The organism is Microbacterium sp. NPDC056044 (genome assembly GCF_042267145.1).
Taxonomy (GTDB): domain Bacteria; phylum Actinomycetota; class Actinomycetes; order Actinomycetales; family Microbacteriaceae; genus Microbacterium.
Window position 1 is genome coordinate 63,200 of record NZ_JBHJWZ010000001.1, and the last position, 21,305, is coordinate 84,504.

Below are 21,305 nucleotides of genomic sequence, written 5' to 3' on the forward strand. Positions count from 1 at the left end.
GCACCATCCACACCCGACAAGAGGACGCCGATGTCTGACAGCCAGACCACCTATCCCTTCGACCTCCGGCCCGCTCCGGAAGCCGTCGCCCACCAGCAGCGCATCGCCGTCGACCGCCCGCTCACGCGGGTGGCCATGCAGTACGGCGACGAGGCGTGGGCCATCCACCGGTACGAGGTCGCGCAGCAGGTGCTGACCGATCCCCGCTTCGTGCGGGGTCCGTTCGCCCGGCGTGAGCGGATCGTGCCGGCGGCCTTCGAGTTCCCGGAGTTCCTCCTCGACACGCTGCAGTTCGCGGACGGCGACGAGCACAAGAAGCTGCGCCGTCTCGTCCAGGTCGCGATCTCGCCGCGTCGCGTGCAGGCACTGCGCGACCGCACCACCGAGATCGCGAACGAGCTCATCGACGACATGATCGCCAAGGGCGACACCGCGAACCTCGCCGAGGACTACGCGACGCCGCTCCCAATCCGCGTGCTCAGCGAGTTCATCGGCGTCCCCGTCGAAGACCAGCCGAAGTTCATCAGGTGGGCGACCACGGTGCTGTCGCTGGACACCCCCGAGGAGGAGGTGATGATGAACGGGATGGAGCTGTACTCCTACCTGCTCGAACTCATCGCCGCCCGCCGCGAGGAGCCGAAGGAGGACCTGCTGTCGTCGCTGGCGAACGCCCGCGACAAGGACGACACGCTGACGGATGCCGAGATCATGCCGATCGCGATGATCCTGCTGGTCGCCGGCTTCGACAACACCGCGGGCTTCCTGGCCGCCGGCGTGTCTGCGCTCCTGCGCAACGACGACCAGCGCTTGCGGCTCCTCGAGGACCTCGACGGCCGGATCGGCCCCGCGGTCGAGGAGATCCTGCGTCACGCGATGTTCGAGGTCGGCTCGCCCATGGCGGGCGGCATGGGCACCGTGCCCATGGTGGCCACCGAAGACATCGAGCTCGACGGCGTGCTGGTCAAGGAGGGTGAGGCGGTCTACGTCGACCCGGCCAGCGTGAACCACGACCCGGCGGTCTTCAAGGAGTCGCAGATATTTGATATTCTGCGAGAGGACAGCCCGCAGATGATGCTCAGCTACGGAATCCACAGCTGCCTCGGGGCACCCCTGGCACGCATGGAGATGCAGGTCGGCATCGCGGAGCTGTTCCGTCGTCTGCCGTCGCTGCGGCTGAACGGCGAGATCGTGCGCAACATGCACGTGCTCACGATTCCGGTCACGGACCTCCCCGTGGCCTGGTAAGGACTGCTGGGAAGGGAATCGGATGGGAAGCGTCGTCTACACGCAGCCGGATGGCACGGTGCGGGAGCTGGAGGCCGAGCCGGGTCAGTCGGTGATGCAGCTGGCGACGAAGAACGGTGTGCGCGGCATCCTCGCCCAGTGCGGCGGGACTCTGTCGTGCGCGACATGTCACGTCTACGTCGATGACGCGGACCTCGAGGACTGCGGGCCGCTCGCGGACTTCGAGGACGACATGCTCGACACCACCGCGGCGGACCGCCTGGACTGCTCGCGCCTCTCCTGCCAGGTGAAGGTGCGGGACGACCAGAGGATCCACGTGACGATCCCTCCGACCCAGCTCTGACTTCCGGACCCCGGGAGAACCCGCAACGCCCGTTGCAATCGCGAAAGAAGCCGGACCACGATCGGGACCGGCGGCAACGTCTCTGCATCCGCAGGGGCGCATCAACGACGATGTGAAGGCAGGACCAGACATGGCCGGAAAGTACGACCTCGCCAAGACCAAGCTCGGCGACATCCTGAAGGACCCCGAGGCCGAGGCGATCTTCGACGAGCTCGTCCCCGACCTGCGCAAGCACCCGATGATCAAGATGGCCATGGGCATGCCCGTGCTGCAGATCATCAAGCTTTCGGGCGGGCAGCTCAGCGAGGCGCAGATCAACGGTCTGCAGGAGCGCCTCGGCGCGCTCTGAACCGGGCGGGAGCGCTGACCGCGGTGTCGCGGCAGCGCTCCCTCCGCGTTCGGCGCGCCGGGCGACCGCGCCCATGACCGACACGATTCTCCCGACGCGGGAGCAGATGCGCGACGCGGTCGAGCGATATCTCGCCGCCGTCGCCGACGGAACCCCCGAACAGATCGCCGACCTCTACGCGCCCGATGCGAGCGTCGAGGACCCGGCCGGCTCCGTGCCCCACGAGGGGCGCGAGGCCATCGTCGACTTCTACCGACCGCTCGCCATCCTGAGCCGGAGCACCCGGCTGACGCACTTCCGAGCCACGGGCGGCACCGCGGCCTTCGGCTTCGAGGTCGACGTCCACGTCCCCGGACGCCGCATCACCACCACGCCCATCGACGTCATGACCTTCGACGCCGAGGGCCGGATCACATCGATGCGCGCCATCTGGTCGAACGAGGACGTTCGCATCGAAGACACCGAGCAGAACGAGGAAGCGCCATGACGTCAACTGAGTGGGACGACGAGACCGACGTCGTCGTCGTCGGATCCGGTGCGGCGGGGCTCAGCGCCGCGTACACCGCGGGCCGCGCCGGGCTCGACGTGCTCGTGCTCGAGAAGAGCCCGGCCTTCGGCGGCACGACCGCCTACTCCGGAGCGGGCATCTGGCTGCCCGGCAACCACGTCGTGCGCGAGGCCGGTGTCGACGACTCCGTCGAGCTGGGCCTCGAGTATCTCACGGCGCTGGTCGGCGGGCGCACGCCCGAGCACCTGCAGCGCACCTACGTCGAGACGGGACCGGAGCTCGTCCGCTTCCTCACCGACACCAGTCCCTGGCTGCAGTTCATCCACACGCCCTTCCCGGACTACTTCCCGGGCAAGGGGCGCTTCGACCTCGGCCGGGGCCTCTTCCCGGCGCCCGTCGAGCGCGCCGAGCTCGGCGAGGCCGTCGACCAGCTGCGCGCGACGGTCGCGGTCGACACGTTCGGTGTGACGGCCGGCCACCCTGCCGACACGCTCGTCGGCGGCCAGGCGCTCATCGGCCGCTTCCTGCGCGCCCTGCAGGACGTCGAGAGCGTCGAGCTGCGGACGGCATCGCCGGTGACCGAGCTCGTCGAGGCCGACGGCCGCGTCGTCGGCGTCGTGGTCGACGGGGCCGACGGCCCGCGTCGCATCGGCGCGCGCCGCGGCGTCGTGCTGGCGGCCGGCGGATTCGAGTCCGATGCCCAGGCGCGCCGCGACTGGCACAACATCCCGGGCAGCGACTGGACCGCCGGGCCCGTCGGCACCAACACGGGCGACCTCATCTCGGCCGGTGTCGCGCTGGGCGCGGCCACCGATCTGCTCGACGAGGCGTGGTGGATGCCCGCCCTGCTGTTCCCGAACGGTCGCGCGGCGTTCAACGTCGGCATCCAGGACGGCATCTTCGTCGGTCCCGACGGCAAGCGGTTCGCGAACGAACTGCAGCCCTACGACCGCATGGGGCACGCGCTCAAGGACTACTACGACCAGAACGGCGGCTACCAGCGCGTGTGGTGGATCCTCGATTCGCGCCACGCGAACGTGCCGTCGTACGTGCAGCCGGCGCCCGACGAGGCGGCGTTCCGCGAGGCGGGCCTGTGGGTGAGCGCGGACTCCGCGGAAGCCCTCGCCGAGCAGATCGGCGTGCCCGCCGACGCGCTGGCCGCGACCCTCGAGCGGTACGACGCCGACGCCGCTGCCGGCAGCGACAGCGAGTTCCACCGCGCCGAGGACCCGTACGACCTGTTCTTCGTGCGGTTCGAGCGCGACAAGGCGCTGCACCCGCTCGACCAGCCGCCGCTGTACGCCGTGCAGATCGTGCTGGGCGACCTCGGCACCAAGGGCGGGCTCTGCATCGACGACCAGGCGCGGGTCGTCCGCGCCGACGGCACGCAGATCGAGGGCCTGTACGCCGCAGGCAACACGGCCGCGAACGTCACGGGCGCCATCTACCCCGGACCCGGCGCGCCCATCGGCACCGGCATGGTGTGGGGCTACCGCGCGGCGAATCACCTCGCGGGGGTCACCGCACCCGTATGACCGAGGTCTTCCTCTCGATCGATCCCGCCCCCGACCGCGACGCCGCCCGCGTCGCCGAGGGGGCGGGGTTCGACGGTGTCGCCGTCGCCGAGCTCGCGCACGATCCGATCGTGTCGATCGCGGCGGCGGCGGCCCGCACCGAGAGGGTGACGCTGGCGACGGCCGCGCTGGTGGCTTTCGGCCGCAGCCCCATGACTGTCGCGATGCAGGCGGCCGACGTGCAGGCGCTGTCGGGCGGCCGCTTCGTGCTGGGCCTCGGCACCCAGATCAAGCCGCACGTCGAGCTGCGCTACTCGATGCCCTGGTCGGCGCCCGCGCCGCGCATGCGCGAGTTCGTGCGGGCGCTGCGCGCGATCTGGGACTCGTACGCGACGGGGGCACGTCTCGCGGTGCGCGGCGAGCACTACCGCCACACCCTTCTGCCGCCGGCTTTCGTGCCGGAGCGCTTCGCGCACGGCGCGCCGCCGGTGTGGATCGCCGGGTTCGGCGAGCGCATGACGGCCGTCGCCGGTGAGGTCGGCGACGGCTTCCTCGCGCATCCGTTCGCGAGCGCGCGCTTCCTGCGCGAGGTGTCGCTGCCCGCTCTGGAGGTCGGCCGGCGTCGCGGGCCTGTGCGCGACGGCTTCCGCGTCATCGCCTCGCCGCTGGTCGGCGTGGGCGTCACCGCCGACGAGATCGGCATCGCCCGCGACGCGGTGCGCCGCCAGCTCGCGTTCTACGGCTCGACCCCCGCGTACAGCAGCGCACTGGAGCTGCACGGCTGGGGCGAGCTCGGCGACCTGCTGAACGCGAAGTCCCGTCGCGGCGACTGGGACGCCATGACGGCTCTCGTCACCGACGACGTGCTCGACGAGTTCGCGGCCGTCGGTACCCCGGCCGACGTGGCGAAGGCCCTGCGCGCCCGCTACGACTCCGACGTCGACGCGCTGTGCCTGCAGCTGCCCGCGCCGCCGACGGCCGCCGCGCTGCACGAGCTGCGAGCGGCGCTGGGCTGACGCAGCGTGCAGGTCTCACGGAGCGGGGAGCGCAGCATCCGCCAATCCCCATCGCAGGGCGGTCGCGGTGTCGATCGCGGTTCCCGTCACGGCGAGCCAGAACGTGCGGTGACGGCCGATGCGACGCGGGATACTGACGGTGCCGCCGGCGCCGGGGATGAGGCCCATCTGCACCTCGGGCAGCCGGAACACGGCATCGCCCTGTACCCGCACCGTCGCCGCGAACGCGGGCAGTTCGATGCCCGCGCCGATGCAGTGGCCGTGAACGACCGCCTCGACGCGGCTCGCCAGGCGGTGAAGCGGGGCCGCCGCGCCGCCGCGCGTGCGCAGCAGGTGGGTCTCGGCGCCATCGGTGTTGGTGCCGAACTCGGCGAGGTCGCCGCCGGCGCAGAACGACGGACCGGCGCCGGCGAGCACGATGCGCGCGATCGTGTCGTCCGCCTCGGCGAGGCCGAGGGCGTCGACGAGGCCGTCGCGCATCGCGGCGGAGTAGGCGTTGCGCCGCTCGGGGTGATCGAGCGTGAGGCGCAGCTCGTCGCCGCTGCGCTGGACCCGCACCGGCGGGCGGTCGGGCACGACGACGGGGCGGGTGGGGCGCTCCTCGAGCCACGCGGCGAACTCCGAGCCGGCGAGCAGCGCCGAGTACGCGAGGGACTCCACATGCAGCGCGTCGACGACCGAGGCGGACTCGGTCGCGCGCAGCACGTCGGCGAGCACCGTCGCGGCGTGGGGGTTGCGTGCGATCGCCGCGAGGACGCGCTCGGCTCCGTCGTCGACGTCATCGGCTCCGACAGCGGAGGGATGCCGGTCATCCGGCGCGAGGACGAGGTCGCAGGCCGCGAGCACCTCGGCCGGGGGAGCGGCGCCCGCTCGCAGCACGCCGATCACGATGTGCTGACGGGCGCGGAGCGACTCCAGCGCCGGAAGCAGGTCGGCGCCGTCGTCGAGCCGGATCGCGGTCGCCGGGTAGGCCAGCGGCGCGGGCCGCGCGAGGCGCTCGGCCAGGACCTCGGAGGCCGTCTGCACGGTGGGGGGCATGGTGCTCCTCTGGTCGAAGGCCCGTGCTTACGATGGTAGGCATGTCGAACGGCGGCAGCCGCCGTGTGGCGGAAGAGGCTCGACCGCACCGGGTCGCCGCGCCCGCCGACGAGCTCGTGGCGGCGTGGGAGCGCACCGGTCTGGGGCACCTGACAGGGCACGCCGACGGCCCGGCGCTGCGGCCGCCAGGGACGGCTCCGCTCGTCGCCGACGCGATGGTTCGCCGCGTGGCGGAGTCCGCGGCGCTCGGTGGTGTCGCGGCGTCGCTCGACGGTGCGGCGCTGCTCGGTCAGCGGAGCCGGTATCGCGAGCTGCGCCGATCGGGGCGGGTATCGGCCGGCGGCGGCAGCCGCCTGCTGCCGAGCCGCGACGGGTGGATCGCCGTCAGCGCCGCGCGCGACGACGACGCCTGGCTGCTCGCCGCCGCCGTCGGCGCCACGATCACCGAGGCCGTGGTGCCGTGGGACGAGGTCGCGACGTGGGCGGCCGACCGCGGGGCCGACGAGATCGCGGAGGCGTTCGAGACGTTCGGCATCGCCGGGGCGCCGGTGCGCCCGACGCGGTGGCGCGATGCGCCAGAGCCTTCTGCGCGGCGCGGCGTGCCGTCCGCGGTGGCGGCGCTCGAGGCCCGGCCCGTCGCGGGCCTGCGCGTCGTCGATTTCAGCGCGATGTGGGCGGGCCCGCTCGCCGCGTGGCTGCTGGGCCGCGCCGGCGCGCACGTCACCACGATCGAGACCGTCGCGCGCCCCGACGGGTCGCGCCGGGGAGATCCGCGACTCCACGCCCAGCTGCACGCGGGGCACGAGCTGCGCACCGTCGACCCCGCGTCGGCCGCCCACCGCGGGGTGCTGCAAGACCTGGTCGCCGCCGCCGACATCGTCATCGAGGCCTCGCGCCCGCGCGCGCTGCGCGCGTGGGGGTTGGATGCCGAGGCCCACGCGCGCCGCGGCGCCACATGGGTGTCGATCACCGCCGCGGGACGGGCCGGCGACCGGGTCGGGTTCGGCGACGACGTCGCCGCGGCCGCGGGCCTCGTCGCCGTCGACGCCGAGGGCGCACCCGTGTTCGCGGGCGACGCGATCGCCGACCCGCTGACCGGCCTCACGGCGGCGGCGCTGGCGGCGTCGGCCACCGACGGCGGCGTCGTGTGGGACTGCTCGATGGCCGGCATCGTCGAGGCCACGCTCGGCGGCGACGCGTTCCGCGGTCGCACCGGCCGGCCGTCGCCGGAGTGGCCGTCATGACCGCCCGCTCGACGCTCACTGCCGTGAAATGGGGTCCGCACTCGGAGCGCGTCTGCGACGTCGAGATCCGCGACGGACGCATCGCGCGCGTCCTGCCTGCCGCCGACGGCGGTGCGCGAACACGCGCCGACACCCGCGTGCTCGCCGGCCTTCACGACCGCCACCTGCACCTGCTCGCGCTTGCGGGGGCCGCAGCATCCGTCGTCTGTCCTGTCGAGATGTCCGCGCCCGCGTGGCGCGAGGCGATCCGCGGGCACGCCGTCGGCCCGGACGGGTGGCTGCGCGTGACCGGTGCGCACGAGTCGTTCACCGGGGACCTCGATGCGCGGGCGCTCGACGCGCTGCGCGCCGATGTGCCGGTGCGCGTGCAGCACCGCACCGGCATGCTGTGGACGCTCAACACCGCGGCGCTCGAGCGCGTCGGCCCGCTCGACCACGAGGGCATCGAGCGCGACGACCGCGGCGAGCCCACCGGACGACTCTGGCGCGCGGACGCGTGGCTGCGGGAGCGCGTGCCGACGCGCGCTCCCGACCTCGCGGCGGTGGGGCGACTGCTGCTGCGGCACGGCATCACAGCGGTGACCGATGCCACGCCCGACCTCGACGCCTCGTCGCTGCGGCTGCTGGAGGACGCGGTCCGGTGCGGCGACCTGCCGCAGCGGCTGACGCTGCTCGGGGCGCCCCTCGGCTGGCGGCCCGAGGTCGCGCGGGTGCGTGTCGGCGCGTTCAAGCTCGTGCTCGACGAGGCAGACCTGCCCGACCTCGACGCACTCGCCGCGCGCATCGCCGAGATCCACGCGGCCGGGCGCCCGGTGGCCGTGCACTGCGTGACCGCCGCGAGCGCCCACCTGCTGGTGCTCGCACTCGAGGCCGCCGGCGTGCGGCGCGGCGACCGCGTCGAGCACGGCTCGGTGCTGCCGCCCGCGGTGATCGAGCGTCTCGCTGCGCTCCGGGTGAGGGTGGTGACGCAGCCGGGGTTCCTGTCCGAGCGCGGGGACGCCTACCTCAGCGACGTGGATCCCGCCGACCTGCCGTCGCTCTACCCGATGCGCGACCTGTGCGCGGCGGGCGTCCGGGTGCGGTACTCGAGCGATGCGCCGTACGGCCCCCTCGACCCGGCCCGGTGGCTGCGCGACGCGGTCGAAAGGCGCACCGCGTCGGGTCAGGTCGCTGTGCCGGAGCAGCGCGTGTCGTGGCGGCAAGCGCTGCGAGGTCTCGCCGCGGGCCCGCGCATCGGCGCGCGTGCCGATGTGATCGTGGTCGACGCGGAACTCGAGCGCATCGTGCGGGATCGGCGATCCCCGTTCCTGCCGCGACGCGTTCTGATCGACGGTGAGGACGTCGACGTCATCTGAGCGAAAAGCGCTCGCAGATATTCGATAAATGATATTGTTTGGGTCGACGACGTGCCCGACGGAGTTCGATCGCCCACCCGCTCACGGATGAGAAGGAGACGCGGATGAATGTGTTCATGCTGCTGGACATGCTCGCGGACACCGATCCTGACCGCGTCATCGTGGGCGACCGCACCGAGGGGCTGACCTACGCGGCCCTGCGTGACGAGGCCCGCCGCGCGGCGAGCCGTCTGCAGGCCGACGGTGGCCGGCCGGTCGTCTACGTCACCGTCGCGTCCGAGGCGTACCCGGTGGCGCTCTTCGGCGCGGCGCTCGCGGGCACCCCCTTCGTGCCGGTCAGCTACCGCCTCGCCGCCGGCCCCCTGGGCGCCATCATCGAGGAGCAGAGCCCCGCCGTCCTGGTGGCCGAGGCCGATGTGCTCGCCCTCGGCGCTGACGTCGCGGGCGAGGCCGTCGTGCCGTTCGACATCCCCGGCTTCCGGGCGGCGGTGCAGGGCACCGCGCCGCTCGACGCCGACGCGCCCGACGACGACGAGCTGCCCGCCGTGCTCCTTCACACCAGCGGCACGACCGGCAAGCCGAAGGTCGCGATCCTCCGTCACCGACACCTGACCTCGTACGTGCTCGGGTCGGTCGACTTCCTCTCGTCCGACCCGGACGAGGCGCAGCTGGTCGCCGTGCCGCCGTACCACATCGCGGGTGTCGCGGGCCTGCTCACCGCGCTCTACAGCGGCCGCCGCATCGTGTACCTGCCCAACTTCGACGCCGCCGAGTGGGTGCGCATCGCGCGCGAGCAGCGCATCACGCACGCGATGGTCGTCCCCACCATGCTCGCCCGCATCGTCGAGGTGCTCGAGCAGACCGGCGAGACCCTCCCGCATCTGCGCAACCTCTCCTACGGCGGAGGACGGATGCCTCTGCCCGTGGTCACGCGCGCGCTCGAGCTTCTCCCGCACGTCGACTTCGTGAACGGCTACGGACTCACCGAGACCACGTCGTCGATCGCCGTTCTCGGCCCCGACGACCACCGGCAGGCGATCGCGTCGGACGACCCCGCGGTGCGCCGCCGCCTCGGCTCGGTCGGGCGTGCACTGCCGTCGGTCGAGCTCGTCGCGTGCGACGACGCCGGCACCGTGCTCGGCCCTGACGAGCGCGGCGAACTGTGGGTGCGCGGACCCCAGGTGTCGGGGGAGTACTCCCACTCCTCGGTGACCGACGAGAACGGCTGGTTCCACACCAACGACGCCGGCTGGATCGACGCCGACGGCTATGTGTTCGTCGACGGCCGCCTCGACGACGTCATCGTCCGCGGCGGCGAGAACCTCTCGCCGGGCGAGATCGAAGAGGTGCTGGCCCTGCACGACGCGGTCGCCGAGGCCGCGGTCGTCGGCGTCCACGACGACCAGTGGGGCGAGGTCGCCGTCGCGGCGGTCGTCGCCGTCGCCGGGCGCGACGTCACCGAGGACGAGCTCAAGCGCTGGGTGGCCTCGCAGCTGCGCAGCACCCGGGTTCCCGAGCGCGTGCTGTTCCGCGACGCGCTTCCCTACAACGAGACGGGCAAGCTCCTGCGGCGCGCCCTCAAGGCCGAACTCATGGAGGCCCGCCATGGCGCATGAAGAAGAGGCCGCTGCCGACCTCGTGACCGGCGTGCTCATCGTCGGCGGCGGTCAGGCCGCCGTGCAGCTCTCGTCGACCCTGCGTGACGCGGGGTACGACAAGCCGATCACGATCGTGGGCGACGAGCCGCACCTCCCATACCAGCGGCCGCCGCTGTCGAAGGGCTATCTGCTGGGCGACGAGGCACTCGGCGGGCTCGAGTTCCGCTCGTCCGCCTTCTTCTCGGAGAACGGCATCGGCGTGCTGCTGGGCGAGCGGGTCGAGTCGGTCGAGCGCACCGCCGAGGGCGCGATCGTGCGCACCTCGGCCGGACGCGCGATCACGTGCGACCGGCTGGTGCTCGCCGTCGGCGCGTCGCCGCGCCGGCTGCCGATCCCCGGGGCCGACGCCGACGGCGTCATCACGCTCCGCGATGCCGGCGACGCCGTGCGCCTGGGCGAACGACTCGCCGCGGCCGAGAACGTCGTCGTGATCGGCGGCGGGTTCATCGGTCTCGAGGTCGCCGCCAGCGCCCGCAAGCTCGGCCGCCACGTCACCGTGCTCGAGGCCGCTCCGCAGCTCATGGGCCGCGCCGTCGGCGCCGAGACGAGCGCCTACTACCTCGACGCCACACGCCGCCGCGGCATCGACGTCACGCTCGACGCGCGCATCACCGGCATCCGCACCGGCGGCGATGGGGAGGTCACCGGCGTCGAACTCGCCGACGGCACCGTCGTGCCGGCCCAGCTCGTCGCCCTCGGCGTCGGCGTCGCGCCGCGCGTCGAACTCGCCGAGCAGCTCGGCCTCGAGGTCGACAACGGCATCGTCGTCGACGACCACTCACTCGCCTCGGACGGTTGGACGCTCGCGATCGGCGACTGCGCCAACCTCCCGAGCCCGTACCCCGTCGACCCGACGCTCACGCGCGTGCGGCTCGAGAGCGTGAACAACGCCGTCGAGCAGGCGAACCACGCCGCCCAGACGATCCTCGGCACCCCGGTCGCGTACCGCAGCGTGCCGTGGTTCTGGTCGGACCAGGGCGACCTCAAGCTGCAGATCGCAGGACTCTCGAGCGGCCACGACCAGGTGATCGTGCGCGGCGACCCCGCCGCCGACCGGGTGACGTTCCTCTACCTCCGTGAGGGGCGACTCATCGCCGCCGACTGCGTCAACTCGCCCGCCGACTTCGCGGCCGTGCGCCGAGCGCTCGCCGGCGACGTGCGCGTGGACCCCGCCCGCCTCGCCGACACGTCCGAGAAGCTCGCCGTCGTGCTGCGCGACGCCGTGAGCGCCTGAGCACCCCACCCGGAGGCCCCGCCATGACCTACGAGACGATCCGCGTGTCCACGACCGGCCGGGTCGGGTGGATCACGCTGGACCGACCGCGCGCGCTCAACGCGCTGAACTCGCAGCTCGTCACCGAGGTCGCCGACGCCGCCGAGCAGTTCGACGCCGACGAGGGCATCGGCGCGATCGTCATCACCGGGTCGGAGCGCGCGTTCGCCGCCGGCGCCGACATCTCCGAGATGTCGGGCAAGACCTCCGTCGAGATGACGCTCTCGAGCCCCTTCGCCGCGTTCGAGCACTTCACGCGCGTCCGCACGCCGCTGATCGCCGCGGTGTCGGGCTACGCGCTCGGCGGCGGCTGCGAGCTGGCGCTGATGTGCGACATCATCCTCGCCGCCGACACCGCCTCGTTCGGGCTGCCCGAGCTCACGCTCGGCGTGATCCCCGGCCTCGGCGGCACGCAGCGGCTCACGCGGGCCATCGGGCTTCCCAAGGCCGCCGACATGATCCTCACGGGCCGGTCGCTGAGCGCCGACGAGGCGGAGCGTGCGGGCCTGGTCTCGCGCGTGGTGCCGGCCGCAGAGCTCGAGGGCGCAGCATCCACCATCGCAGAGACCGTCGCGTCGCGATCGCTGCCGGTCGCGTACGCCGCCAAGGAGGCGCTGCGCGCGTCGCAGGAGAGCGGGCTCGGCGAGGGACTGCGGTTCGAGCGGCACGTGTTCGCGTCGCTCTTCTCGCTCGACGACCAGAAGGAGGGCATGGCCGCCTTCCTCGAGAAGCGCCCGGCGGTGTTCCAGCACCGCTGAACGCCCGACGGCACCCGACATCGACCGCGCCGCGGTCAGGATATGGAGAGACCACCCATGGTCCGTGAACTCACGCATTTCATCGGCGGCCAGCACGTCGCCGGCACGTCCGGGCGCTGCGCCGACGTCTTCGACCCCTCGAGCGGCCAGGTGCAGGCGCGCGTGCCGCTCGCGAGCGCCGACGAGGTGCGTGCCGCCATCGCCGACGCCGAGCGCGCGCAGGTCGAGTGGGGCGCCGCCAACCCGCAGCGCCGCGCCCGCGTGCTGATGCGGTTCGTGGACCTCGTCAAGCGTGACACCGAGGAGCTCGCGCGGCTGCTCTCGAGCGAGCACGGCAAGACGATCGACGACGCCCGCGGCGACATCCAGCGCGGCGTCGAGGTGATCGAGTTCTGCATCGGCGCACCCCACCTCCTGAAGGGGGAGTACACGACCGCCGCCGGCACCGGCATCGACGTCTACTCGATGCGCCAGCCGCTCGGCGTCGTGGCGGGCATCACGCCGTTCAACTTCCCGGCGATGATCCCGCTGTGGAAGGCGGGCCCGGCCCTCGCCGCCGGCAACGCGTTCATCCTCAAGCCCAGCGAGCGCGACCCCTCGGTGCCGCTGAAGATCGCGGAGCTCTTCCTCGAGGCGGGGCTTCCCGCCGGCGTCCTCAACGTCGTCAACGGCGACAAGGAGGCCGTCGACACGCTCCTCGAAGACGATCGCGTCAAGGCGATCGGCTTCGTCGGCTCGACCCCGATCGCACACTACATCTACACGTCGGCCGCTCAGCACGGCAAGCGCGCGCAGTGCTTCGGCGGCGCCAAGAACCACATGATCGTGATGCCCGACGCCGACCTCGACCAGGTCGCCGACGCGCTCATCGGCGCCGGTTACGGCTCGGCCGGCGAGCGCTGCATGGCCATCTCGGTCGCGGTGCCGGTCGGCGCCGAGACGGCCGACGCGCTGGCGGCCAAGCTCGCCGAGCGCGTCAAGGACCTGAAGATCGGCCCGGCCCTCGACACAGGCGTGGACTACGGCCCGCTCGTCACCCGCGAGGCCGTCGAACGCGTGAGCGGCTACATCCAGAAGGGGATCGACGAGGGCGCCACGCTCCTCGCCGACGGCCGCGGCCACGTCGTGCCGGGCTACGAGAACGGCTTCTACCTCGGCCCGACCCTCTTCGACCACGTCACGACCGACATGACGATCTACCGTGAAGAGGTCTTCGGGCCCGTGCTCGTGATCGCGCGCGCCGACGACTACGAGCAGGCGCTCGCGATGGCCAGCGACCACGAGTTCGGCAACGGCGTGGCGATCTTCACCCGCGACGGCGACACCGCCCGCGACTTCACCGTCCGCGTGAACGTCGGCATGGTCGGCGTCAACGTGCCCATCCCCGTCCCGATCGCGTACCACACGTTCGGCGGCTGGAAGAAGTCGGGCTTCGGCGACCTGAACCAGCACGGTCCCGACGCGTTCCGCTTCTACACGAAGACCAAGACGGTCACGAGCCGCTGGCCCTCGGGCATCAAGGAGGGCGCGAGCTTCGTCATCCCGACGATGCACTGACCGCATCCCTGAAGAAGGCGGTCACCGGCTCCTCGCCGGTGACCGCCTTCTGCTGTGTGCGGATTGCTGTGGGTGCGTGCTACGAGGCGACCTCGTCGGGGACGGTCTCGGGGTACACCATCTCGTACCAGCCGCGCTGCTCGGCGTCGAGGAAGCCGGCCTTCATGGCGCGCGTGCCCCACTCCTTGATCATGGTGAGGAAGCTCTCGACGTCGTACGCGTCGGTCTGGGCCGAGAAGCGGCCCTCGCCCGCATAGGTCATGACGCTGATGTGCGGCTCCCACGCGACGACGCCGTCGCCGGGATCGACCATCTCGTTCTTGATCTGCGCGATGACGAGCCCCTGCGTCTCGTCGATGGCGTGCCAGATCTCGGGGAACCGGAACTGGTCGCCGGGGAACGAGTCGAGCGCCATGCTGGCCCACTGGCGGACGCTCTCGCGCCCCTCGAGATCGCCCTGGATCTGGTCGTGGTAGACGACGTCGTCGGTGTAGAGGGCGAGGAACTCCTCCCAGCTCGCCTGGCCGGAGGCCGCCTCGTTGATCGTCTTGTACCAGTTCTGATAGGCGCCCTCGAGTTCCTCGCGGGACCAACGAGCGCCATCGATCGTTTCTGTCATGCCCGGATCCTCGCATCGCCGCGGCAGCGCCCGAAGGGCGGCCTCCCGCTCAGCGGAACGGATGCCGCGTCACCAGGTCACGTTGAGCTCGACGATCGGCCGGCTGAGGTGGTTCTCGTTGACGACCGGGTCGCCGTCCAGCGCCACGTGCGGGAAACGGGTGAACAGGCGCTCCAGCGCGACCTGCATCTCCATGCGCGCGAGCGGCGCGCCGAGGCAGTGGTGCAGGCCGTAGCTGAGGGTGAGATGCGTGTTCTGCTCGCGCGTGATGTCGAGGCGGTCGTCGTGTTCGAGGGCGATGCCGTCGTGGTTGACCGAGGCCGGGTCGACGAGGACCGCCTCACCCTCGGCGATGACGACGCCGTCGATCTCGACGGCCTCCGTCGCGACGAAGGGCACGAGCCCGCCGATGCCGGCGACCGGCGTGCCGAGCGAGAACCGGCCGTGGCGCAGCACCTCTTCCACGGCGGTCGGGGCGAGGCCGGCCGGGTCCTCGCGGAACGCGGCGAGCTGGTCGGGGTGGTGCAGCAGCGACGACACCCCGATCGTGATGAAGTTCGCGGTGTTGTCGAATCCGGCCACGAGCAGCAGCATCGCGATCGTCAGGATCTCCTCGTCGGCGAGCGTCTCGTCGGCGTCCTGCGCGCGGGCGAGGCTCGAGATGAGGTCCTCGCGCGGGTCGATGCGGCGGGCGGCGATGAGCGCGGTGAGATAGGCGTGCAGCTCGCCCATGTCGCGCGCGATGTCTTCGGGTGCGGCGCCCGCCACGGCGAGCGTCGACGACGCCCACCGCTCGAACTTCTCGTGGTCGTCGGCCGGCACGCCGAGCAGGTTCGCGAGCATCTGGATCGGCAGCGCCAGTGCGTACTCGGTGACGAGGTTGGCGCGGTTGCCCTTCGCCGCCATCGCCTCGAGCAGCTCGTCGGCGAACGCCGCGGCCGAGTCGCGCATCTTCTTCACGGCCGCCGGCGAGATCGCGCGCTGCACCAGGCGGCGGAGCTTCGTGTGGTGGGGCGGGTCCTCGAACTGGAGCGTGCTCTTGAGGAAGGCGGGGAACTGCACGAAGTAGGGCACGTCGCGGCTGCCGGTGCGGAAGGGCTCGCGGACGAATCGCCCGTCGGACAGCACCTCACGGGCGGCGGCGTTGCGGTGGACCACCCACACGTCGCCGCCGAACGGCATGGTGACGCGCGTCATCGGGCGGTCGGCGGCCACGCGGTGGAATTGAGCGACGGCCTCGGGTGCCGGTCGCGCCGAGAACGGGTACTCGGCCGAGGACTGCACGTGCGCCCGGATGAGCCGCTGCTCATCGTCCCACCAGCCCTTCGAGACGGCGTAGTCGACCATGCGGCCGTACTGGTCGTGCCAGTCGGGAGCGGTGACGAGCGCCGCGGCCCGCTCGCGCAGGCGGTCCGCCGAGATCCAGGCGTGACCGTCGTGCACGTGACCGAGCTCCACGGCGCGCAGCGCGGCATCGACCTCCGCGAGCGAAAGGCTGCTGAGAACAGAGAAAGACGTGAGCGTCTCGGGGGCGGCGATGCGCACCCCGGCTGCGTCGACGACGATGTCCATAGGACCTCCTTCGGTCACACTTGATCTTTGATCATATAAGATGCTCGTGCGAAGAGGTTCGATGCCGAACGAAAGGGACACACCGTGAGTACGTCGCAGTTCTCGCCGCGGGCGGCCGACGGTGAAGCCCCGCCGCGCCCCGACTTCAGCAACTGGGGGCGCTGGGGGGAGGACGACCAACGCGGTGCCGCGAACCACTCGACACCGGCGGCCGTGCTCGCGGCGCTCGCCCTCGCGCAGACCGGCGACATCGTTCCGCTCGGTCAGGTGATCGGCGATCGGAACGCCCCGCGCAACGGCGCCGAGCCGCAGCACTTCATGCTGCGCGATGCGGGGGACTTCCTCGCCGGCATGACGGCGCCGAGCGGCTTCCAGTCCGCGACCGATCACATGAGCCTCGCCGTGCACGGCGGCACCACCCACCTCGACGCGCTCGGCCACGTCTGGTACGACAACACGCTCTACAACGGCTACCCGCACACCGAGGTGCGCTCGGGCGGCCTGCGCAAGCTCGGCATCGACAAGGCGCCGCCGCTCCTCTCGCGCGGTGTGCTGGTGGACCTCCCTCGCCACTTCGGCGTGACGCGGCTCGAGCCCGGCTACGAGATCACGGCGGCCGACATCGCCGCGGCGCTCGCCGCACAGGGCGTCGAACTGCAGGCGGGGGATGCCGTGCTCATCCGCACCGGCTGGATCACGGCGTACCGCGAAGAGGGCATCGAGTACCACGGCGACCGCCCGGGCATCGGGCTCGACGCGTCCGAGTACCTCGCCCGCCATGACGTCACGCTCGTCGGCGCCGACAACAGCGGCGTCGAGGTGATCCCGTGGGCACCCGGCACCGTGTGCCCGGTGCACCAGTTCCTCATCCGCGACTGCGGCATCTACCTCCTGGAGTTCCTCGATCTGGAGGAGCTCAGCCGCAGGAACGCGGCATCCTTCCTCTTCATCGCCCTGCCGCTGCGTCTGCGCGGCGGCACGGGCAGCCCGCTCTCTCCCATCGCCGTGCTCTGACACGGCCCGACGCAGAAGGCCCGCTGTGACCGTCGAATCCCGTCCGCTCGATCCCGACCTGCTCGCCATCCTCCGCGACGTCGGCAAGGAGCGCATCCGCGACCTCGCCACCCAGGTCGACCGCACCCAGGAGTTCTCCCGCGAGCTGTGGGAGCTGCTGTGCGAGCTCGGTCTGCCCACCATGCCGTTCGTCGACGAGGAGGCGGGCCACGACGGCTCGTTCCGCGCGTACGTCGAGGGCATCGAAGAGGTCGCGAGCCACGGCGCGTGCGCCGCGCTGTACTCCGGGCCGACCGTGCAGGTCGCCACCGCGATCGACCGCTTCGGCACGCCCGAGCAGAAGGAGCGCTGGGGTCAGGGCCTCATCAGCGGCGGGCTCCTCGGCGCCTGGTCGTTCACCGAGCCGCAGACCGGCTCCGACCCGCAGCAGATCCAGACGTGGGCGCGCCGCGACGGCGACGAGTGGGTGATCACGGGCTCGAAGATGTTCACGTCGTTCGCCCCGCACGCCGACGTCGCCCTCGTCTTCGCGAAGACCAGCGAGCGCCGCCTGGGGGCGTTCCTCGTCGACACCACCGACCCCGGCTGGCAGCCGGGTCCGCCCATCAAGATGCTCGCCTTCGGCGGCCAGGGCACCGCCCCGGTCTCGATCGACGTGCGGGTGCCCGCGAGCGCCCTGCTCGGCGCCGAGGACGGCGGCTTCGACATCATGGTCGGCACCGAGTCCGAGGCGAAGGTGCGCGCGAGCGCCATCACGATCGGCATCGGCCGTCGCGCGCTCGAAGAGGCGGCGACCTACGCGCTCGGGCGTGAGCACCGCGGCGAGCCGATCGGCCAGAAGTTCCCGACGATCCAGGGGATCCTCGGCGAGATGGCCGCGCAGGTCGACGGCGCCCGTGCGGTCGTGCACGCCGCCGCCGAGGCGGTGGACCGGCGCGATCCGAACCTCAAGGTGATCGCAGCATCCACTCGCATCGTCTGCGCGCGCATGGCGCGCGAGGTGACGAGCCTCGCGATGCAGGTGTGCGGCGCGTACGGATTCACCCAGGAGATGGTGCTCGAGCGGCTGTACCGCGAGGGCAAGTTCTACGAGGTCGGGCAGGGCGTCATCGAGCTGCAGAAGATGATCGTCGGCAAGGACGTCCTCAAGCGTTACGGAGGCAAGTGATGACGATGGCCGCAGCAGTCGAGACCGGATGGGACGCCGCGCTCGCGCACATGTGGCAGACCCCGGCGATCACGATCGTCGGCGCCAACGAGTCGGCGGGCACGACGCGCCTCATCCTCGACTCCATCGAGCGCTTCGACCGGCCATGGCAGGGCGCGCTGAACCTGGTCAACCCGCGTGGCGGCACCGTGTACGGCTACCCGGTGGCAGAGACCGTCGCCGACGTCGACGGCGAGCTCGGCATCGTGTGGCTGCTGGTCAAGCGCGAGATCGCCCTCACCGTGCTCGACGACCTGGCGGCGCGCGGCGCGCGCGGCGTGATCGTCTTCAGCGGCGGCTTCGCCGAGCAGGGCAACGTCGCCGACCAGCAGCGCCTGGCGGACTGGTCGCGCAGCACCGGCATCCCGCTGTTCGGTCCGCAGTCCATCGGCTTCCTCGCGCCGGTGCACGGCGTGAACGTGCTCGACGGGTCGCTGCGCGGCGAGATCACCCCCGGCCGGATCGCGCTGGTCAGCCAGTCCGGCGCGGTGCTGATCCAGATGACCAACACCGTCATCGAGCGGCAGATCGGCCTGCACTCCGCGTTCACGCTCGGCGGCGGCGCGGTCATGGACTACGTCACCCTTGCGACGGTGCTGCTCGAAGACCCCGAGGTGTCGGCGATCGGCCTGTACGTCGAGAGCATCGGGTCGCTGCGCGGCTTCGCCGGGCTCGCCCGGCGCGCTGCCGAGGCCGGCAAGCCCCTCGTGATGCAGTTCGCCGGTCGCTCCGAGCAAGGGCAGGCGCTCGCCGCGTCGCACACCGGCGCGATCGCGACGCCGTTGCGGCTCGTGCGCGGCATCGCCGAGCAGTACGGCGTGACGCTCGTCACGAACCTCGACGACCTCGCCTCGAGCCTCGAGGGCCTGCAGAACGGCGGCTTCCGCCGCTGGGGCGACGGCCGCGTGGGCGTCTTCACCGGCAGCGGCGGGCTCGGCATCACGTTCAGCGACGAGGTCGCCGGCAGCGACATCGTCGTGCCGCAGCCGACGCGCGAGACTGCGGTCGCCCTCGTGGGCGAGGACCACGCCGATGCGCCGCTGAACCCGTTCGACATGGGCGCGGGCCTGCTCGGCGCACCGGAGGAGTTCCGCCGCCTGGTGTCGACCTTCGCCGCCGACCCGCACATCGACATCGCGGTGCACATCTTCGACGTGCCCGAGCAGCACCTGACGGCGCAGTACGCGTGGATCACCGAGGGGGCGCGCCTCACGCAGGAGGCGGGCAAGCTCGCCGTGCTCGGCACCGGCATCGACCGCCGCGGGCTGCTCGCGTCGCAGGTGCTCGGCGACGACGTCGTGGTGGGACTCGGCATGCGCCAGACGATCGCGAAGCTGCAGGCGCTCTCGACGTGGGCGCGCGGCGACGCGGGAGCGGAGCCGGCCGTCGGCGACGCGTCCCGCGCGGGCGCCGAGACGCGGGTCGTGCTCGGCGACGAGATGCGCGCTGTCCTGGCCGACGTGCCGCTCGCGTGGCCCGAGGAGTGGACCGTCGCCCGCGACGCCGACGCTGCCGCCGCACTCGCGGGCGCGCGCTTCCCGCTGGTCGCGAAGGCCGAGGCCGGCCTTGCGCACCGTGCGAAGGCGGGCGGGGTGCTGACGCATGTTCCGGATGCTGCGGCCGCCGTCGCCGCGACCGGCTACCTCCGCGCGCTCTTCGACTCGGCGGTCACGTTCTCGGAGCGCGTGGCGTTCACCGACGAGTACTTCGTCGGGCTTTCGCGCGGCGCCGACGGCGAGGTGCTCCTCGCCGTCGGACCCGGTGGATCCGGCGTCGAGGACAAGGACGTGGGCCTGCGCCTGCTGCCGCTCTCGCCGCGCCAGCAGGAGGTCGCGCTCGCGCGCTACGCCCCGGGCGTCGCCGATCACGACGGCTTCCGCGCCGTGCTCGACGCCCTGTCGGCACTGATGCTGCGCGACGGGCGCATCGAGTCGATCGACCTCAACCCCCTCGTCATCGACGCGACGGGGCGCGTGGTGTCGCTCGACGCCAAGGTGCACCTGTACGCGTGACCGAGGCGACAGCGGTGTCCCCGGTGGCCGAGGTGCTGCCGGGGATCTGGCGCGCCACGAACGAGGTCGTGAGCGGCCGCTACCGGCTGTCGAACAACGCCTATCTGATCGCCGACGGCGATGAGGCGGCGCTCGTCGACACCGCATGGTGGCACGACGACGGCGCGCACCTCGACGAGCTGTTCGCAGCATCCGGAGTCGAACCCGTCGCCGTGTCGACCATCGTCCTCACCCACGCGCACCGCGACCATGCCGGCTTCGCGCGGCGGCTCGCGGCCGAGACCGGGGCGACGGTCGCGCTCCATCGGGCCGAACGGGCGACGGTCGAATCGCTTGCGGGTTATCAAGGGCTTCCCGACGAGGCGTCCGCCGTCCGCTGGTACGAGGGGCAAGGCTTCCCGGCCGGCGAGGCGCGGCGGATCGTGCGGGGGAAGCTGCCCGACCGCGAGTTCGACGTGCCCGATCCGCAGTGGCTGACCGGGTCGGAGTCGATCCGCGTGGGCGGTCGCGTGTTCGAGATCATCGAGACGCCGGGGCACACTCCGGGGCATGTGTGCCTGTTCGAGCGGACGACGGGCATCCTCTTCTCGGGCGACGCGCTGCTGCCGCGCGGGCACGGCAATCCGCACGTGACCGTGCGCGCCTTCACGCCGCCCGATCCGCTGTCGGATTACGTCGCCGGCATCGAGCGACTGCGCGCCGAGGGCGCCTCGATCCGCGTGTGCCTGCCCGGCCACGGGCCGGTCGTCGACGAGCCTCGCGCGCTCATCGACGATCACCTGGCGTATGCGGAGGCGAAGCTCCGGCCCGCCGCGGAGGCGCTCGACGCCACGCCCCGGACGGCGTTCGACGTCGTGTCGCGGATGCGGTGGCGCGGGGGAGCGGCGCGATTCGCCGACCTCGAGGGCGACGAGCTCTTCCTCGCGTTCGCCGACGGGTTCGCGCGGCTGCGGCGGCTCGTGGCCCTCGGCCGCGCCGAGCTCCGTATCGAGGGCGGCGCGGAGCTGTACCTGCTAATCTGAT

The 21,305-nt window shown here is 72.2% G+C and carries 19 protein-coding genes; 16 read left to right on the plus strand and 3 right to left on the minus strand.

Features of this window, described 5'->3' with window-relative positions; translation table 11 throughout:
- Positions 1-30: 30 nt before the first annotated feature.
- The 6 genes from ACFC1I_RS00290 to ACFC1I_RS00315 all read left to right on the plus strand — a co-directional run bounded on the left by ACFC1I_RS00290 (position 31) and on the right by ACFC1I_RS00315 (position 4,975).
- A complete protein-coding gene (locus ACFC1I_RS00290) occupies positions 31-1,245 on the plus strand; it encodes a cytochrome P450 (protein WP_376005687.1) in 1,215 nt (404 codons plus the stop codon).
- Positions 1,246-1,267: 22 nt separating this feature from the next.
- Entirely contained in the window at positions 1,268-1,588 is a 321-nt protein-coding gene (locus ACFC1I_RS00295; protein ID WP_376005688.1) for a 2Fe-2S iron-sulfur cluster-binding protein, read from the plus strand.
- Between the two features lie 130 nt (positions 1,589-1,718).
- A complete protein-coding gene (locus ACFC1I_RS00300) occupies positions 1,719-1,937 on the plus strand; it encodes a hypothetical protein (RefSeq protein WP_376005690.1) in 219 nt (72 codons plus the stop codon).
- Positions 1,938-2,010: 73 nt separating this feature from the next.
- On the plus strand, positions 2,011-2,424 hold the full coding sequence (locus ACFC1I_RS00305; protein WP_376005692.1) for a nuclear transport factor 2 family protein: 414 nt from the start codon (positions 2,011-2,013) through the stop codon (positions 2,422-2,424).
- Positions 2,421-3,980: an FAD-dependent oxidoreductase gene (locus ACFC1I_RS00310; RefSeq protein WP_376005693.1), complete on the plus strand. Its 1,560-nt coding sequence runs from the start codon at positions 2,421-2,423 to the stop codon at positions 3,978-3,980. Before ACFC1I_RS00305 ends, ACFC1I_RS00310 begins: the two co-directional genes overlap by 4 nt.
- Positions 3,977-4,975, plus strand: coding sequence for a TIGR03617 family F420-dependent LLM class oxidoreductase (locus ACFC1I_RS00315; protein ID WP_376005695.1), 999 nt, complete (start codon positions 3,977-3,979; stop codon positions 4,973-4,975). Before ACFC1I_RS00310 ends, ACFC1I_RS00315 begins: the two co-directional genes overlap by 4 nt.
- A gap of 15 nt (positions 4,976-4,990) precedes the next feature.
- Here the strand turns inward: ACFC1I_RS00315 and ACFC1I_RS00320 are convergent, their stop codons facing one another.
- A complete protein-coding gene (locus ACFC1I_RS00320) occupies positions 4,991-6,013 on the minus strand; it encodes an enoyl-CoA hydratase/isomerase family protein (protein ID WP_376005696.1) in 1,023 nt (340 codons plus the stop codon).
- A 41-nt stretch (positions 6,014-6,054) separates the two neighbouring features.
- On the opposite strand from ACFC1I_RS00320, the gene ACFC1I_RS00325 reads away from it, so the two are divergent.
- The 6 genes from ACFC1I_RS00325 (at position 6,055) to ACFC1I_RS00350 (ending at position 13,858) form a co-directional block, all read left to right on the plus strand.
- Positions 6,055-7,257 (plus strand): CoA transferase, encoded by a 1,203-nt coding sequence (locus ACFC1I_RS00325; RefSeq protein ID WP_376005697.1) that lies wholly within the window; start codon positions 6,055-6,057, stop codon positions 7,255-7,257.
- Positions 7,254-8,612, plus strand: a complete 1,359-nt coding sequence (locus ACFC1I_RS00330; protein ID WP_376005698.1) for an amidohydrolase family protein — start codon at positions 7,254-7,256, stop codon at positions 8,610-8,612. Before ACFC1I_RS00325 ends, ACFC1I_RS00330 begins: the two co-directional genes overlap by 4 nt.
- 104 nt (positions 8,613-8,716) lie before the next feature.
- A complete protein-coding gene (locus ACFC1I_RS00335) occupies positions 8,717-10,228 on the plus strand; it encodes a class I adenylate-forming enzyme family protein (RefSeq protein WP_376005700.1) in 1,512 nt (503 codons plus the stop codon).
- Complete coding sequence (locus ACFC1I_RS00340; protein WP_376005702.1) at positions 10,218-11,504, plus strand: NAD(P)/FAD-dependent oxidoreductase; 1,287 nt, start codon at positions 10,218-10,220, stop codon at positions 11,502-11,504. The genes ACFC1I_RS00335 and ACFC1I_RS00340 overlap by 11 nt, the downstream gene beginning before the upstream one ends.
- A 23-nt stretch (positions 11,505-11,527) precedes the next feature.
- Positions 11,528-12,301: an enoyl-CoA hydratase-related protein gene (locus ACFC1I_RS00345; protein ID WP_376005703.1), complete on the plus strand. Its 774-nt coding sequence runs from the start codon at positions 11,528-11,530 to the stop codon at positions 12,299-12,301.
- Positions 12,302-12,358: 57 nt separating this feature from the next.
- Positions 12,359-13,858, plus strand: coding sequence for a CoA-acylating methylmalonate-semialdehyde dehydrogenase (locus tag ACFC1I_RS00350; protein ID WP_376005705.1), 1,500 nt, complete (start codon positions 12,359-12,361; stop codon positions 13,856-13,858).
- 79 nt (positions 13,859-13,937) lie between these two features.
- On the opposite strand, the gene ACFC1I_RS00355 is transcribed toward ACFC1I_RS00350, so the two are convergent.
- Together ACFC1I_RS00355 and ACFC1I_RS00360 are read right to left on the minus strand one after the other, a co-directional pair.
- A complete protein-coding gene (locus tag ACFC1I_RS00355; protein WP_376005706.1) occupies positions 13,938-14,477 on the minus strand; it encodes a nuclear transport factor 2 family protein in 540 nt (179 codons plus the stop codon).
- A 69-nt stretch (positions 14,478-14,546) separates the two neighbouring features.
- Entirely contained in the window at positions 14,547-16,049 is a 1,503-nt protein-coding gene (locus ACFC1I_RS00360; protein ID WP_376005708.1) for a cytochrome P450, read from the minus strand.
- Between the two features lie 84 nt (positions 16,050-16,133).
- Here ACFC1I_RS00360 and ACFC1I_RS00365 point away from each other — a divergent pair, with 84 nt between their 5' ends.
- From ACFC1I_RS00365 to ACFC1I_RS00380, 4 genes are read left to right on the plus strand one after another with little or no spacing between them, the layout of a single operon-like run.
- Positions 16,134-17,063 (plus strand): cyclase family protein, encoded by a 930-nt coding sequence (locus ACFC1I_RS00365; protein ID WP_376005710.1) that lies wholly within the window; start codon positions 16,134-16,136, stop codon positions 17,061-17,063.
- Between the two features lie 25 nt (positions 17,064-17,088).
- Positions 17,089-18,231, plus strand: a complete 1,143-nt coding sequence (locus tag ACFC1I_RS00370; protein ID WP_376005712.1) for an acyl-CoA dehydrogenase family protein — start codon at positions 17,089-17,091, stop codon at positions 18,229-18,231.
- Positions 18,231-20,282: an acetate--CoA ligase family protein gene (locus ACFC1I_RS00375; RefSeq protein ID WP_376005713.1), complete on the plus strand. Its 2,052-nt coding sequence runs from the start codon at positions 18,231-18,233 to the stop codon at positions 20,280-20,282. The genes ACFC1I_RS00370 and ACFC1I_RS00375 overlap by 1 nt, the downstream gene beginning before the upstream one ends.
- The gene (locus ACFC1I_RS00380; protein WP_376005715.1) at positions 20,279-21,304 is read left to right on the plus strand and encodes an MBL fold metallo-hydrolase; all 1,026 of its coding nucleotides are present in this window, start codon (positions 20,279-20,281) and stop codon (positions 21,302-21,304) included. The genes ACFC1I_RS00375 and ACFC1I_RS00380 overlap by 4 nt, the downstream gene beginning before the upstream one ends.
- Position 21,305 lies beyond the last annotated feature (1 nt).